This window comes from Ruminococcus flavefaciens AE3010, from assembly GCF_000526795.1.
Lineage (GTDB): Bacteria > Bacillota > Clostridia > Oscillospirales > Ruminococcaceae > Ruminococcus > Ruminococcus flavefaciens_D.
On sequence record NZ_JAGT01000001.1, the window covers coordinates 1295996 to 1311292 of the forward strand.

Below are 15297 nucleotides of genomic sequence, written 5' to 3' on the forward strand. Positions count from 1 at the left end.
GCAATCACGCTTAATGCAAAGGAGTTCAATATGGATAAAACTATTGAAATTGCCGTTATCGTCGCGGGAATAGACGAGGAATACCAGAACGGAGTCATCGACGGCATCAGGCACTGTGCCAAAATGAACAACGCCAACATATCATGCTTCTGTGCTTTTGGCGGTATCCTTGCCAACAGTAAATTCGATGTGGGCGAATACAACATCTACTCTCTTATAAATTACAGCAAATTCGACGGCGTTATTCTTATGACCAACACTATAAGCTCACCTGTCGATAAAGAAAATATAATATCCAAGGTCAAGGCTACAGGTCTGCCCGTTACTATCCTCGACTGCGATGAGCACCCCGAATTCTACAATATCAGCATCGATAACTATACCGCCATGCAGGCTATCGTGAGACACGTTATCGAAAAACACAACGTTAAGCGTATCAATTACGTATCGGGGCCTATGGCAAATCCAGAGGCTGCCGAAAGATACAAAGCCTTCTGCGACACCATAAAGGAGTACTCAATACCCGAGGAATATGACCGCGTCTATTTCGGAGATTTCCGCGGTACAGACGGCAAAAATGCTGTCGATACCTTTATGAGCTCGGGCTTGCAGCGTCCTCAGGCTATCATATGCGCAAACGACGCTATGGCTCTCGCTGCTGTGGAGGAGCTTGGCAACTTCGGCTATAAGATACCCGATGATATTATCGTTACGGGATTTGACAACACCTATAACGCCCGTCACCATCTCCCTGCACTGACAACTGTATCACGTCCTCTTGACGATGCAGGCTTCAAGGCGTGTGAGATACTCATAGGGCTTATCATCGGCAGAGAATATCCTAAAAATACTATTCTCCATGCTTCCCCCGTATTCTCGGAGAGCTGCGGCTGCGTATCCGCTTCGGAGACAGATATTTCGGAATACAGAGTTTCCGCATACAAGCTGCTCACCACCTGCAAGAGGGACGTTTCCCTGCTCAACCGTATGACTACGGAGCTTGCGGATACTCAGGACGCCAACTCCACCATACACACAGTATCCAAGATAATCAACGAGATAAAATTCGACATGTTCTGCCTTTGCCTCTGCTCTAACTGGGATCAGGTGGTATCTAACGGGCTTAATATCGATCCAAGCGACAACACTGCCTATCAGGTACACGGCTATACTCAGAAAATGATAGCCCCACTGGTGCTTGAAAAAAATATCAATGACCCCGTTGCGCTATTCGACAGTGCCGATATGTACCCTGCTCCCGTGAAAAAAAGCGGCAGCATCAGCTTCTTTGTACCGCTGCATTTCGGCGAGCGCTGTCTCGGCTACTATATATTCACAAACAGCAAATTCCCCACAAAGAGCCTTATGTGCCATGCTCTCATGCTCAGCATAAGCAACTCTATCGAGAATATACGCAAGCTCGTTCACCTCAAGAGCATGATAAAGGAGCTTGATAAGCTGTACGTAATAGACCCGCTCTGCAATATCTACAACAGAAACGGCTTTATCAGAAATGCGGATCCTATGTTCAAGCATACAAAGGAGACCAAGCAGAAGCTCCTTATCTCATTTATCGATATGGACGGTCTGAAGATCATCAACGACTGCTACGGTCATAATGAGGGCGACTTTGCACTTCAGCGCCTTGCAGGAGTGATTTCCGACTGCTGTAAGGGCGGCAGGATATGCGCACGCTTCGGCGGTGACGAGTTCATCATCATCGGCGAAAATGCCTGCGAGGAGGACATAAAGGCTCTGGAGACAGTATTCGAGGCACAGCTGGAAAATATAAACAGCATTATCAAGAAGCCTTACCGGATAACCGCAAGTATAGGAACTATCGTCAGCGAGATAGCAGACGATGTAACTCTATTCAATCTTATAACAATGGCTGACGAAACAATGTATGCCAAGAAGAAGCGCAAGAGAACTTCACGCTACCTCAGACATACCGACCCGACAGAGGTACACGATCATGAATCATCTTGGGACGATCAGACTTGAAACACCAAGGCTTGTCCTCAGACGCTTTGAGGAAAGCGATACGGAAACTGCCTTCTCCGTGTGGACAAGCGACCCGAAGGTAACTCAGTACCTGCGCTGGAAGAATCACCGCTCCCTGACGCAGATGAAAGAGCTGGGACTTAAATGGATAAATAACTACAATGACCCTCAGTGGTATCACTGGGTCATCGAACCTAAGGAGATCGGCTTCCCTATCGGCACTATCTCTGCCGCTGCCGTAAACAACGATACCGAGACCGTAGAGGTGGGATTCTGCATCGGCTCGGGCTACTGGGGCATGGGCTATGTTACGGAGGCATGCGCCGCTGTGATACAGTTCTTCTTCGAGGAGGTCGGCGCCAACAGGATAGAAGCCAAATACGATACCAGAAACAAGGCTTCGGGGCGTGTTCTGGAAAAATGCGGTCTCACCTATGAGGGGACCCTCAGAAGCTCCGAGCTCATTCAGTCGGGTATCACTGACGTATGCATATACAGTATCCTTGCAAGGGATTACTTCTGACACAACAAAAAGGACGGCTCAGGGCTATGCCCTAAGCTGTCCTTTCAATTGCTGCTCTTTAATTCTTCTACTAAGTCACATCACACATCACACTAAAAAATCCGTCACAGCAAGGGAGCAAAAATATTAAGTATTGCTCCCGCTATTTTTTTGTATACAGAACGTTTCTCGCAGGCTTCGGCGGTAATTAGCTCCGATACAGCCGCAGTGCGTTCAAAATCCGCATATATGTCTCCGATAACAGAGCTGTTGTAAAGCACAGAGCCGCACTCAAAATGCAGGTAGAAGCTTCGGTAGTCAAAATTTATGGTGCCTACTACCGCAGATGTACCGTCGGCTATGCAGGTCTTGGCGTGGATAAATCCGGGAGTGTACTCATATATCTTCACTCCCATAGCCGTGAGACGGCTGTAGTTGTTCCACGCTATCATGTGAACATACCACTTGTCGGGGATATGTGGCGTTATTATGCGCACGTCCACTCCCTTTTTTGCCGCAAAGCCCAGTGCATTGGTCATTTCCTCGTCCAGTATCAGATAGGGCGTGGTAATACACACGCAGCTCCTTGCGTTGTTGATAAGCTCAAGGTACACGCTTTTGCCAACAGGCTCTTCGTCAAGAGGAGAATCCGAAAAGGGCTGCACAAAGCCGTCACTGACGGCAGGTACCGCATCAGCTTTTATTACGGGAGCAAATCTGCGTATCTCTTTGCTCTCGGACTTCTCCCAGAGCTGCATGAACATGACCGTGTAATTCCACACGGCTTTCCCCCGTATCATTACAGCGGTATCCTTCCAGTGTCCGAAGCGCTCCTTACGGTTGATATACTCATCGGCAAGATTGGTACCGCCGTTGAATGCGGTATGACCGTCGATTATGACTATCTTGCGGTGGTCGCGGTTGTTCTGTACCGATGACACCATGGGACGGAAAGGGTTGAACACCTTGCACTTGACGCCGTTTTCAGACAGCTTTCTGAATGGCTTCATGGAGTTGAGCATTCCCGTGCCTATGCCGTCGTACATCAGCCGCACGTCAACTCCCGACTTCGCCTTGCGTATGAGGAGCTCCGACATAACATCGAACATATAGCCCTCGGTTATTATGAAGAATTCAAGGAATATGAAGCGCTCAGCCTTTTCAAGCTCTTCCACCAGCTTTGAAAACTGTTCTTCTCCAAGGCTGAAATACTCCGCACAGGTACTGCGGTAAACGGGATACATGCCGTAGTTAGCCACGTACCGTGCAAGATTCACCGAATCGGGACATCTGACTTCCAGCTCCGCCATGACCTCCTCGTCCTGCACAAGGAGCTCACGGGTCTGCTTCTGATTGCGCATATCGAGAGATTTTGGAAACTGCTGTGTGAGCTTGATGTACAGATAGGATACTCCGCCGAGAAGCGGGAAAACACTTATCATTACTATCCATGCCACACGGTAGGATATGGGCTCGCTCTTGTTGGTAATGTATATGACCAGAACGATATCCAGCGCTATAAGCGCGATATAGAAGAACACAAAACGCTCGCCCAGACTTGTTACGGCAAGCATAAGGAAGCCTATCTGCAATAAAAGCAGTATGACAAATGCCGCATTTGAACTCAGTATACTGCTGAGAAATTTTTTAAGCTTCATGATCCACCCCGCTAATTATAATGAATACTTGCATTCATTATATCATATTTTTACAATGAAAGGAAGTCTTTTTTTGAAAAAGCTCAGACCATATGAAAGAAAAGTATTCTACTACGAGACCGATAAAATGGCAGTAGTACACCACTCTAACTATATCCGCATTTTTGAGGAAGCCCGCATGCACTACCTGTCAGAAGCAGGTCTGCCATTTGAAAAAATAGAGGCAATGGGTATACTTATGCCCTGCCTTGCCCTTGATTCAAGCTTCAAGCGTCCCCTTACCTTCGACGAGCCCTTTGCGGTATACATAAAAATGGATAAGTTCAACGGAGCTACCATTCACCTTGTATACAAGGTAGTAAGCCGCAGGAGCGGAGAAGTATGCGCTGAGGGAAGCTCAACACACTGCTTCACCGATATGAACATGAAGCCTCTGCGCACAAAGCACTCCCACCCCGAGCTTTATGCGGCTATCTCACAGTATCTCAATTACGAATACGACTTCTGAGCACTTATAATATCGTTGTCAGGGGATACAGTCAATATTCATCATAAACAGCCATAAGGAGTATATTTTCCTTATGGCTGTTTATTGTTTATTCTGTTGCCTTGACTACTGCCCGTTTGAGCTCTGTAAGATCAAATATATCCACTGCGCCGTCCTTATTCATGTTGGAAGCAAGGTACTGCTCCTTGGTGAAATCCTTGCTCTTGCCGAGAATATAGCTCTGGAGTGCAACTATATCCGACACATTGAGCTTGCCGTCGTTGTTGAGATCACCGAGAACACTGACAGTTTCCACCTTTCCGATAGTAAAGTCGCTCTTTACCAGCTCAACGCTTGCGCCGCTCTTGTCCTCAGCAACTATCTTGTAGGTGTACTCACCGTCGCCCAGAGCATTGAACGCGATATTTTTGTCAAAATATGCTGACAGATCATACTTTATGGTATTGGGAGCCGCCTCGGCACACTGGCTCGTAGCCTCACCGTCTCGGAAATAAACACCGCCGTATACCTTGGTAAGCACAAGATTTGAGGTGATATTTCCCTTTATGGAAAAGGTCTTGCCCTTTTCAAGTGTTCCCTCGGGAGCAGTAACATTATCGATCTTTATTTCGGATTTGAGCTCTGCCTTTTTCTCCATGTAAGCCATGGAAGCAAATCCCGTCTTGCCGTTATACTCAACGTGAGCCCACTCGCCGTTGCCCTTTGTTACGATGAACTCAGCACCTGCGGGTATCTCTCCCACAACAGCGGAAGACGTATTGTGGTCGGCTCTGATGTTAAGATATGTAACTACGCCCTTTGTGGTATACTCACCTGCATAATCCTCGGTGCAGTTACAGTCGGACTTGTTAGCTGCGGAGCTGCTCGGAGCATTGCTGCTGTTTCCGCCGCCGTTGTTATCGGAATAGGCGAAAAATGTCATCGGGTCATAATATGTACGTGCAGGCCAGCCTGCCTGTAAGGAATCGCAGATACCGAAGTGAAGATGGTTGCCTGAGGAATTACCCGTGCTTCCAACCTGTGCGATAACATCGCCCTGATTGACCTGAGCTCCTGCACTGGTCAGCACCTGTGAAGCATGTGCATAGAAGGTATAAACTCCAAGGTCAGGGTGCTGGATTATGACAGTATAGCCGTAAGCGTCCATCCACTCAGCAGCTACTACCTTACCGCTGACAGCCGCATAGATATTGCTCCCGCCGTCGGCTTCTATATCGATACCGTTGTGGTATCCCGAAACGTCGTTCACATTTCTCGCAGCGTCAAAGTATGTGGTTATATTCCTGAACTTGGGCTCTGTAGGCCATACCGCATATGCAGCAGCGTGAGCCGAGAGTCCGAAAGGATATATCATCATTAGTGTTAATATCATAAATAAAGCTGCAATAACAGCCGCAGCTCTCTTGGTTTTCGTTATCATGGTTTTTTCTCCTCTCAAAGAAAGATCAAACTGACAATACATATTTTACCATATTTTCCGCAAAAAGTCAATCCGATTCCGTGGATTCGCACAAGTCAGAGTGTACATTCTTTTTGGGGATTTCTATTGACATTGCCTAAAAAAAGGAGTAAAATTAATATGTCAGTTAATACTAACTTAAAGGAGAACATACTATGGTCAAAACTATTATAAAGATCGAGGGCATGATGTGCAGCATGTGCGAAGCTCACGTAAACGACGCTGTCCGCGCCGCAGTTTCACCCAAAAAAGTCAATTCCTCACACAGCAAGGGCATTACCGAGGTCATCTCCGAAAACGAGCTTGACAGCGCTGCACTCAGGGAGGTTATCGAAAAGGACGGCTACAAGGTGCTGGATATAACCTCAGAGCCATATGTGAAAAAAGGCCTTTTCGGCAGGAAGTAATAAAAGGAGCAGTCTTATGACTGCTCCTTTCTGTTATTTCATATCCAGTTCAATACGGAAGGTACTTCCCTTCCCCTGCTCAGACTCAGCCGAGCAGCTGCCGTTATGCATAGAGGCTGTCTGCTTTACGATAGCAAGTCCCAGTCCCGAGACGCCCTTTCCGCTGCGCTGACGCTTGGTATAGTATCTGTCCCAGATACGTTCAAGCTCATCGGCAGCAATGCCGTTTCCGTGATCGGATATCTCGATTATCGCTTTTCCGCTGTCTGTCCTTAATGTGACGCCTGTCCATTTATCCTCGCCTGCATGGCGCACAGCATTGTCAAGAAGATTGTATACAGCTCTCCGAAGCCTTGAAGCGTTGCCCTTTACATGGACATTCTCGGCGATACTGCGCTCGAAAACATATCCGTCCTTAGAGTACAGCTTTTCAAAGCTGTCGGCGACTGACGATACTGTCTCGCAAAGGTCAACATCGTTCATCACAGGCTCACTGTCGGACATCTGTAGCTCGGAGTACTCAAGTATCTCATTCACCAGTGCAGTCAGTCTGTCCGCCTCCTCAACGATGACCGCAACGTCCTCCGCACACTGTTTTTCGTCCTCGCGTGAGATATCCCTAATCATTTCCGCATAGCCCTTTATCATGGTAAGAGGAGTGCGCAGATCGTGGGACACATTTGCAAGGAGCTCATTCTGGAACTCCTTGTTCTTTTTCAGCTTCTCGGAGGTAGTATCAAGAGTCCTGTTCAGCTCGTCGAGCTCTGTGCAGAAGCCCTCATTGTAATTCACATCGTCATCGGCTCCACCAAGCCTGTGGGCTTTTTCATTGAGCTGTGAGATAGGACGTGAAAAGCTTCTTGACATGAAAAGTGCAAGCACAAAGCCGATAATTATGGACAGCAAAGTCACCCATATCAGCTGTACCCGTATGATACGGGCAGTCGAGCCCACTGCATTAAGTGTCGTTCCGATATAAAGGACAGCTTTCTCGTCGCTGCCGCAGAAGTCTATGAACCTGCCGTATACGTAGAGGTCGTTTGTCTGTATCTCGGCTTCACCGCTGTCGGAGGAATTGACAGCCTTGAGGAATTCGGAGTAGTTATCGGGGAGCTCCCTGTAGCGGAAGCGCATTTCCATATCATTCCCGCCCTCACTGCCGCGGAAGTCGTCACGGTCATCGCGGAACTTATGCCCCTTTTTGTATTCATCGGAGCTGTAAAGAATATTTCCGCTTGTATCCGTAACAAATACAAGTATGGAGTTGTTCCTTGAAATATCATCGATATATGACCTTATATCGGTGTTATTGCTCTCGGCACCTATTTTATCAGCCACCCTGACTGTATTCCTGATTATCATGCTGTTGTAGAATTTTTGCAGGAATACCGTCTGCAAAAGCCACAGGACAGTGAATATCACAACAGTAAAAAACACAAAATAGCTGAGCAGCTTTATGCGGAATGAATTTGTCTTACGTTTCAAATTTATATCCCACCCCTCGGACTGTTTTTATACTGTCGCGGTAGGCTCCCAGCTTGCTGCGAAGCAGCTTTATCTGCCAGTCAACAGTTCTGTCCACGCCGAAGCTGTCGTAGCCCCATACCTCATTGAGTATCCTGTCACGGGAAAGGACTATGCCCTTATTCTTTACAAGCAAAAGAAACAGCGCATACTCCTTTGCGGTAAGGTCGGCTTTCTCTCCGTCTATCACAACTGTTCTGCCGAGAGTGTCTATATCTACGCCGCCCACCATGATATGCCTGCTGTCATTGTCGGGAGCCTGCACGGGCTTGCGGCTTATGACTACTTTTATACGCGCCATGAGCTCCACAGGAGAAAAGGGCTTTGTAACGTAGTCGTCAACGCCCACCTCAAAGCCAAAGAGCTTATCGAACTCCGTACCTCTTGCAGAGAGCATTATAACGGGAATATCCTTGAATTCCTTTATTTTCTTGCAGGCAGTGAATCCGTCCGTATCAGGCATCATAACGTCCATGACAATAACATCGAAATCCTCTTTTCTGCACTTGTCTATAGCCTCTCTTCCGTCAGAAGCCGAAACGGTATCATAGCCCTCTCTCTGAGCATATCGGCTTATGAGAGTGACTATATTGGGTTCATCGTCAACTATAAGTATCCTCGGCATAATACACCTCCGCAGTTTTTATTGTTAATATTATACACGAAAAGCGCCCTTTTGTAAAGAGCGCCCCGTTTGTTAACAGCTTTTTTATTAGGGGACGCCTTCTCTTGCGAGACGCCTGTCGAATCCGGGGCTCTGCCCCGACCCCCGCAAGGACTGTCAGCCCTTGACCTGACCAAAGGAACAAAGTCCCTTTGGAATCCCTTGCTTAGAATTATCTGACTTTTTCAAATTGTCCACTTAGAATCTGCCGCTGCGTCCGCCTCCGAAGCCGCCGTCGAAGCCGCCGCCCATACCGCCACGCATACCGCCGCCCATCATGCTCTGAGGTATCTCTGAGACTTCCTGTCCGTTGACTATGATTGTACCGCCGTTGAATTCGGCAGTTCTGTCGTAGTCAAATGAGGACATCTGAGCTGTAACATTTATCGTTCCGCCGTTAACATATATCGAGCCGTTGGAGTCTATTGCGTCCGTATCGCCCTGACCTACTGAAACATTTACGTTTCCGCCGTTGAAAACGATCGCTGTTTCGTAAGCGCTGGTGCTTGTTGAAGCGTTGATACCGTCATCGCTGGCATCTATAGTGATATTGCCGTCATTGATAACTATGTATGTAGCTTCAAGACCTTCTGCGGCTGTGATATCGAAGTCGCCGCCGTCTATCTGGAGAACTGCGCAAGCCTGTATACCGTCACTTCCACCGTTGATAGTGAATGTGCCGTCTGAAATAGTGATACTTCCCTCGGCTTCGTCATTCTCGCAGTGGAAACCGTCCTTGTTTGCGGTGATATTGAAGGTACCGTCATATACCGAGATAGAGTCGTTTGCTTCAAATGCGTCCAGAGCAGACTTTACATTGTATGTGCCGCCTGTGATCTTCATATCGTCCTTGCAGGTGATACCGTTGCCGTAATACGATGTTACGTTAAGTGTGCCTGTGCCGTTGAGTACAAGGTCGTCCTTGGAATAGATGACCGCATCGGTGTTGGTGTCACCGTCTGCTGTAAACTCTCCGCTGACTGTGAGAGTATTCTCACTGTCGGTGGTTGTCACAAATACCTTGTCAGCCGAAACTACATATATTGCAGGGAAGTCATCGTTCTCTATTTCAACGCCGTCAAGGACCAGCTGTACCTTTGCGTTATCGTCTGCTTCTATCCTGATAGTGCAGTTTTCAGCACTTCCGCTTACGATATACACGACCTCATCGGTTATATCGATAGTCTTGCTGTCGGAAACGGTTATGCTTTTCGATTCGCTGGTATCCGCAGTCTGTTCAAGGTCGCGCTCAGTAAATGTTGTTTCCTGCGAAGTGCTTAAAAGCTGCTTTATCTCAGCGGTATTGTTTTTTTCGTCAGCAGAAGCTTTTTCAGACTTTGCTGTTTTTTCGGTGGTTTCTGTGCTTTCTGATACCACGGTCTTTTCCTTGGTATCGGCTGATGTATTCTTTACGGAGCTGTTTCCGCAGCCTGTCATTGAGACTGCCATTACTGCCATGATCAAAGCTGATGTTATATATGTTTTTTTCATAATACTACTTCCTTTCACATCGGAGTTGTGTTTGTTTCTATGATTGTATTATAGCGCAGGTATTTGAGAGATAAATGGAGCGAAAGTGGAATATCCCGTCTGAAATGTGGAATTTCCGCGCACTTTTGTGAAAACCATGTGAAATGGCAGTATCAGTATAAAAAATAAGCCCCGAAAGCATATGTTTTTCAGCTTTCGGGACTGTTTTTATCATTCTTCCCTGATAAAGAAGTCCTGCACCTTTTTGGTTATGAGCGTCAGGTATCTCAGGCAGGGCTCTGCGATGATAGAGAAGTTCACGCAGAGAAGTATACAGCGGTTTGACATAGAGGTTATGGCGAAGAGGTCGCTTACGAATATCATACAGCACACAAGTCCAACCGTACAGCCTATGCACATCCACATCTTGTACATATCCATAGGCTTGCATATCTGGAACACTATCATCATGCCAACGATACTCATCAGTATGGTGGAAGCCGTAGCTATATCCGTGGGGGCAACATTGAAGATGTTGCCGAAGAATACCATTGCACAGACCACAAGCACGTCCGTAAGTGCCGCAGGAAGCGCCTTCAGCAGGATATTCATTATGAACCGTCCGCGGATTATATCACGGTTGGGCATAAGTGACAGTACAAATGCGGGAAGTCCTATGGTGAACATGCTTATGAGGGATATCTGTGAGGGCTTCAGCGGATAAGCCAGTCCGAAGCAAATGAAAAGCACGGATATTATCAGCGAGAAGATGTTCTTTACGATGAACAGGCTTCCCGAGCGCTCAAGGTTGTTTACTACCTTTCGTCCCTCGGCTACAACATCGGGCATTTTTGAGAAGTCAGACTCAAGGAGCACAAGCTGTGCAGCCTGCGCCGCAACGTCGCTTCCCGAAGCCATAGCAACGGAGCAGTCCGCATCTTTAAGTGCAAGCACGTCGTTTACGCCGTCGCCCGTCATAGCAACAGTCTTGCCTGCCTTTTTCAGTGCGCGGACGAATTTGCGCTTCTGCTCGGGAGTAACTCTGCCGAATACTGTATAGCGCTTTACTGCGTCCTTTATAGAGGATTCTGTTGTAAGGGTCGTCGCGTCAACGTACTCCCCTGCATTCTTGATGCCTGCCTGCTTGGCCACCTCGGATACGGTCACGGGATTATCGCCCGATATTACCTTTATCTCCACGCCCTGCTCGGCAAAGTATCTGAACGTCTCGGGAGCGTTCTTTCTGATAGGATTGGACATTATGACAAAGCACACAGGCTCTACGGCGTCTTTCAGCGCCTTTCCGTCGGGTATGCCCCTGTACTTCACAAAGGCAAGCACTCTGTAGCCCTTGCGGCTGTAGGAGTCAAGAAGCTCCTTGTGCTCCTTTATCCTGTCCTTCATGACAAATTCGGGAGCTCCTATTACGTAGGAGTCACGCTCGAATGTTACGCTGCTGTACTTGAACTCTGAGGAGAAGCCCGTAGAAGCTACTGCATATCTTCCCGCAGGTCTGTGGAAGTGGTTCTTTATGGCTGCCATTGTCTCGTTGTCGGAGTCCTGAGCTGCGGCAAAGTCACTGATAAGTCCGTCTATAACGTCATCGTCATACTCATCTGAGGCAGGAACTACTGCGGAAACATTCATGGTGTTCTCGGTGATAGTACCCGTCTTGTCCACACAAAGCACATCAACTCGCGCCAGGGTCTCGATACATTTCATGTCATGGACCAGAACCTTGCCGAGAGCAAGCTTCATGGTGCTGATCACGAGAGCAACACTGGCAAGGAGAAAAAGTCCCTCGGGTATCATACCGATAACAGCAGCAACCATTGACTGCACGCTTTCCTTGATAGTGTCATGGTTTATATAGTAGGACTGATAGAACAGTAGGCTTCCGATAGGTATTATGGCGAAGCCCGCAAACTTTACTATCCTGTTCAGTGAGCGTATCATCTCGGACTGCTCACCCTTTTTGGACTTTTTAGCCTGTATGGTAAGGCGTGAGATGTAGGACTCTCTGCCCACCTTTTCAAGTCTTGCACGGCATGAGCCGGAAACGATGTAGCTTCCCGACATGAGGGTGTCCCCGGGCTTTTTGTTTATCTCGTCGGATTCACCTGTAAGGAGGGACTCATTGACAGCCACGTTTCCCTCAACTATTATGGCGTCGGCACTTATCTGGTTGCCTGCCTTGAATATAACGATATCGTCAAGAACAAGATCCTTTGAGGGAACTGTCTTGACCTCGCCGTCACGGACTACAGTAGTTACGGGAGCGTTCAGCACCGATATCTTGTCCAGTACGGACTTGGAGCGCAGCTCCTGAATGATACCCGTAAGAGCATTGGCAATGATTATGGGCATGAATGTAAGGTCACGGTAAGAGCCCACAACTATAAGAAGAACTGACAGTATAACGAAAATAAGGTTGAAGTACGTGAAGATATTGTCTGCCAGTATCTCCTTGACCGTTTTTGAGGGAGCTTCCACGGGCTTGTTGTCCATGCCCTCTTCCACTCTCTGCTGCACCTGCTCAGAGGTAAGTCCCGTGTCATAGTCGGCTTTGATACGCTTTATATCTATAATGTCGCGGAATTCACTGGTTTTATTCATTATGTCTTTTAACACCTCGCAAAATCTATTCTTATAATTATAACATAATTTCTCTGAAATATCAATACTAACAAGCAAAACTATCTCAAGTCATTGTCAACCAAATTTATTGTAAGGGGTTGACATTCATAAAAAGCTGTGATATAATATACTCATCTCAGACAAAAGGAGTTCTTACCATGAACGATCAGACAGCATTGAACACAAACAAATTCTCAACAAAGGAGCTGGTACTCATAGCCATGTTTGCCGCAATTACAGCGGTCTGCGCATGGATATCCATACCCATCGGAGCTATCGCGGTCACTCTCCAGATCTTTGCGGTATTCTGCGCAGTGAATCTTCTCGGCGGCAGAAACGGACTTTTCTCCATATTGGTTTACCTGCTTCTGGGAGCAGTGGGACTTCCCGTATTCTCAGGCTTCAAGGGCGGAATTGGCGTCCTCGCAGGTCCTACGGGCGGCTATATCATAGGATTTATATTTATCGCTCTTATTTACTGGGCAGGGACAAAGCTTCTCGGAGACAAGCTGCCGTGGCGCATTGCTCTCATGCTCACAGGACTTGCGGTATGCTACGCTTTCGGAACAGTATGGTTCGTTTTCGGCTATTCCAAGGGCGAAAACCATATGAGCTTCCTTAATGCCATGAAAATATGCGTTTTCCCGTTTATCCCATTTGACCTGGGTAAGCTTGTACTCAGCCTGCTCATAACCGAGCCTGTAAAATCAGCTTTAAAAAAAATGTAATGCCACGCTTATAAAAAAGCCGAGGAACATCACGTTCTTCGGCTTTTTTTGATACTAAAAATAACTATGAATGGGATTCCAAAGGGAGTATACTCCCTTTGGTCGGGTCAAGGGCTGACAGCCCTTGTGGGGTTCGGGGCAGCGCCCCGAATACGACAGGCGCTCCGCAAGGGTGAATTAAAAAACCAGTCCGGTGGACTGTTTTTTTAAGAGGGACGCCCTGCAAGAGAGGGCGTCCCTTAACGGGCGGATAATATCCGCCCCTACAGCTTATTCTATGCCAAGGAAATCTCTCAGCGCTTCAAGATTTTCGTTGGCTATGCGCCTGCCTATGCGGTAGACCTCCAGCATTACCTCGGGGTCGTGCTCGATATGTCCAATGGGCAGCGCCTCAGGCGGAGCGATAACAAAGGCTGTGCCTGCTTCCTCAGCGGAGCGGATATATTTAAGCTCTCCGTTGTACATTTTGTGGCGGTTCTCTATGGACTTTATAAGCTCGGGATACTTGCGGTATTTCAGCTTTATGAGCTTCTGAGCTCCCGCAGGCTTCTTCACATAGTCACGGGGCTGGGTCACGATCACCACATTGCGCTCGCAGCCGCGGCTCTCCATGAATTTCAGGGGTATCGAGTCGGAAATACCGCCGTCAAGCAGCTTGTAGCCCCCTACCTCTACGATACGTGCCGCCAGCGGCATGGAAGCCGATGCGCGTATCCATTCAAGCTCGTCGTAGCAGAGGTGTCCGCACTTGTGATAGACCGCCTTGCCTGTTGTTATATCGGTGCACACCACCCAGAAGTCCATGGGCGAGTTGTTGAAAGTCTCAGTGTCAACAAGGTCAAGCTTGTCGGGAATAGTGTGATAGCAGAACTCTCCCCCGAACATATCCCCCGTCTTTATCAGCGACCAGGTGCTGCAATAGCGCTTGTCCTTGCAGAATCGGGTATTATAGCGGATAGCGCGGCGTATCTGTGCCGATTTGTAGTTGCAGCCGAATGCCGCACCTGCGGAAACTCCCACAGCCGCGTCGAATGTTATTTCGTTTTCCATTAGGACGTCAATAACGCCTGCGGTAAAAAGTCCGCGCATAGCGCCGCCCTCAAGTACAAGTCCGTATTTCATATATTTCTCCTGTTCAGTGATCAGTGGTTAGTGATCAGTTGTCAGTCAGCATGACAGCTTCATGAGCTGCCTTCTACTTTCTACTCTCTATTTATGGTCATTATGTATTCTTCATCGTTTTCCGAAATTGTCTTAAATCCGACCTTTTCGTACATTTTCACTGCGTAATTGGCTTTCTGAACTGCCAACGACAGCCTTTTATAGCCTGCCTCTCTGTAAGCAGCTATTACAGCTCTCATAAGCGCAGTACCTATGCCCTTTCCTCTGAACTCCTTATACAGCGAAATGGCAAGGGAGGGCGTTTCGTCGTCGATATGACCGTAGTCGTTCATTATCCTGCCCCATACAGCTCCGACTATTTTCCCGTCTGCAAACGCACAGAGCGCAAGGTCGCCCTTTCTGCTGCCAAAATCCACAACATATACCTGCAATTCGGGCTTACTGACTATATCACGGGGCGGAGGCTCGACTCCCTCGGGGATAAATATAGCTTCGTACAGGAAGTCCTCAAGAAGGGGATATTCGCTCTCTCGGAAATGTCTTAAAATGTACTTCATTTATGTTTCCTCAAACTAAGCACTGATCACTATTAACTAATAACTAACTAAGAAAGG

13 protein-coding genes are annotated in these 15297 nt (G+C 47.7%); 5 read left to right on the forward strand and 8 right to left on the reverse strand.

The genetic code is table 11. The features are described 5' to 3' along the window. Positions 1–30: 30 nt before the first annotated feature. Complete coding sequence (locus tag N774_RS0105550) at positions 31–2004, forward strand: substrate-binding and GGDEF domain-containing protein (protein WP_024860289.1); 1974 nt, start codon at positions 31–33, stop codon at positions 2002–2004. Continuing rightward, a complete protein-coding gene (locus tag N774_RS0105555) occupies positions 1976–2527 on the forward strand; it encodes a GNAT family N-acetyltransferase (RefSeq protein WP_024860290.1) in 552 nt (183 codons plus the stop codon). The genes N774_RS0105550 and N774_RS0105555 overlap by 29 nt, the downstream gene beginning before the upstream one ends. 104 nt (positions 2528–2631) lie before the next feature. Here the strand turns inward: N774_RS0105555 and cls are convergent, their stop codons facing one another. After that, a complete protein-coding gene (cls, locus tag N774_RS0105560; RefSeq protein ID WP_024860291.1) occupies positions 2632–4164 on the reverse strand; it encodes a cardiolipin synthase in 1533 nt (510 codons plus the stop codon). Between the two features lie 73 nt (positions 4165–4237). On the opposite strand from cls, the gene N774_RS0105565 reads away from it, so the two are divergent. Next, positions 4238–4672, forward strand: coding sequence for an acyl-CoA thioesterase (locus N774_RS0105565; RefSeq protein WP_024860292.1), 435 nt, complete (start codon positions 4238–4240; stop codon positions 4670–4672). Between the two features lie 88 nt (positions 4673–4760). Here N774_RS0105565 and N774_RS18070 read toward each other — a convergent pair whose 3' ends face one another. Next, positions 4761–6092 (reverse strand): peptidoglycan DD-metalloendopeptidase family protein, encoded by a 1332-nt coding sequence (locus tag N774_RS18070; RefSeq protein ID WP_024860293.1) that lies wholly within the window; start codon positions 6090–6092, stop codon positions 4761–4763. A gap of 194 nt (positions 6093–6286) precedes the next feature. Here N774_RS18070 and N774_RS0105575 point away from each other — a divergent pair, with 194 nt between their 5' ends. Further along, a complete protein-coding gene (locus N774_RS0105575; RefSeq protein WP_024860294.1) occupies positions 6287–6538 on the forward strand; it encodes a heavy-metal-associated domain-containing protein in 252 nt (83 codons plus the stop codon). A 33-nt stretch (positions 6539–6571) separates the two neighbouring features. On the opposite strand, the gene N774_RS0105580 is transcribed toward N774_RS0105575, so the two are convergent. From N774_RS0105580 to N774_RS0105595, 4 genes are all read right to left on the reverse strand, one after another. After that, entirely contained in the window at positions 6572–8023 is a 1452-nt protein-coding gene (locus N774_RS0105580) for a sensor histidine kinase (RefSeq protein ID WP_024860295.1), read from the reverse strand. Continuing rightward, positions 8013–8687, reverse strand: coding sequence for a response regulator transcription factor (locus N774_RS0105585; protein WP_024860296.1), 675 nt, complete (start codon positions 8685–8687; stop codon positions 8013–8015). The genes N774_RS0105580 and N774_RS0105585 overlap by 11 nt, the downstream gene beginning before the upstream one ends. 237 nt (positions 8688–8924) lie before the next feature. Beyond that, positions 8925–10217, reverse strand: a complete 1293-nt coding sequence (locus tag N774_RS0105590; RefSeq protein ID WP_024860297.1) for a carbohydrate-binding domain-containing protein — start codon at positions 10215–10217, stop codon at positions 8925–8927. Positions 10218–10427: 210 nt separating this feature from the next. Then, positions 10428–12812: a cation-translocating P-type ATPase gene (locus N774_RS0105595; protein WP_024860298.1), complete on the reverse strand. Its 2385-nt coding sequence runs from the start codon at positions 12810–12812 to the stop codon at positions 10428–10430. A gap of 179 nt (positions 12813–12991) precedes the next feature. On the opposite strand from N774_RS0105595, the gene N774_RS0105600 reads away from it, so the two are divergent. Beyond that, on the forward strand, positions 12992–13561 hold the full coding sequence (locus N774_RS0105600; protein ID WP_024860299.1) for a biotin transporter BioY: 570 nt from the start codon (positions 12992–12994) through the stop codon (positions 13559–13561). 270 nt (positions 13562–13831) lie between these two features. On the opposite strand, the gene N774_RS0105605 is transcribed toward N774_RS0105600, so the two are convergent. Both N774_RS0105605 and N774_RS0105610 read right to left on the reverse strand, forming a co-directional pair. Continuing rightward, complete coding sequence (locus N774_RS0105605) at positions 13832–14683, reverse strand: patatin-like phospholipase family protein (RefSeq protein ID WP_024860300.1); 852 nt, start codon at positions 14681–14683, stop codon at positions 13832–13834. Between the two features lie 80 nt (positions 14684–14763). Then, positions 14764–15240 (reverse strand): GNAT family N-acetyltransferase, encoded by a 477-nt coding sequence (locus tag N774_RS0105610; RefSeq protein ID WP_024860301.1) that lies wholly within the window; start codon positions 15238–15240, stop codon positions 14764–14766. Positions 15241–15297 lie beyond the last annotated feature (57 nt).

What these genes read in the sequence shown, in the direction of transcription:
- N774_RS0105550 (WP_024860289.1), top strand. Translation starts at nt 31, where the DNA reads ATGGATAAAACTATTGAAATTGCCGTTATCGTCGCGGGAATAGACGAG.
- N774_RS0105555 (WP_024860290.1), top strand. Translation starts at nt 1,976, where the DNA reads ATGAATCATCTTGGGACGATCAGACTTGAAACACCAAGGCTTGTCCTC.
- cls (WP_024860291.1), bottom strand. Translation starts at nt 4,164, where the DNA reads ATGAAGCTTAAAAAATTTCTCAGCAGTATACTGAGTTCAAATGCGGCA.
- N774_RS18070 (WP_024860293.1), bottom strand. Translation starts at nt 6,092, where the DNA reads ATGATAACGAAAACCAAGAGAGCTGCGGCTGTTATTGCAGCTTTATTT.
- N774_RS0105575 (WP_024860294.1), top strand. Translation starts at nt 6,287, where the DNA reads ATGGTCAAAACTATTATAAAGATCGAGGGCATGATGTGCAGCATGTGC.
- N774_RS0105585 (WP_024860296.1), bottom strand. Translation starts at nt 8,687, where the DNA reads ATGCCGAGGATACTTATAGTTGACGATGAACCCAATATAGTCACTCTC.
- N774_RS0105590 (WP_024860297.1), bottom strand. Translation starts at nt 10,217, where the DNA reads ATGAAAAAAACATATATAACATCAGCTTTGATCATGGCAGTAATGGCA.
- N774_RS0105595 (WP_024860298.1), bottom strand. Translation starts at nt 12,812, where the DNA reads ATGAATAAAACCAGTGAATTCCGCGACATTATAGATATAAAGCGTATC.
- N774_RS0105600 (WP_024860299.1), top strand. Translation starts at nt 12,992, where the DNA reads ATGAACGATCAGACAGCATTGAACACAAACAAATTCTCAACAAAGGAG.
- N774_RS0105605 (WP_024860300.1), bottom strand. Translation starts at nt 14,683, where the DNA reads ATGAAATACGGACTTGTACTTGAGGGCGGCGCTATGCGCGGACTTTTT.
- N774_RS0105610 (WP_024860301.1), bottom strand. Translation starts at nt 15,240, where the DNA reads ATGAAGTACATTTTAAGACATTTCCGAGAGAGCGAATATCCCCTTCTT.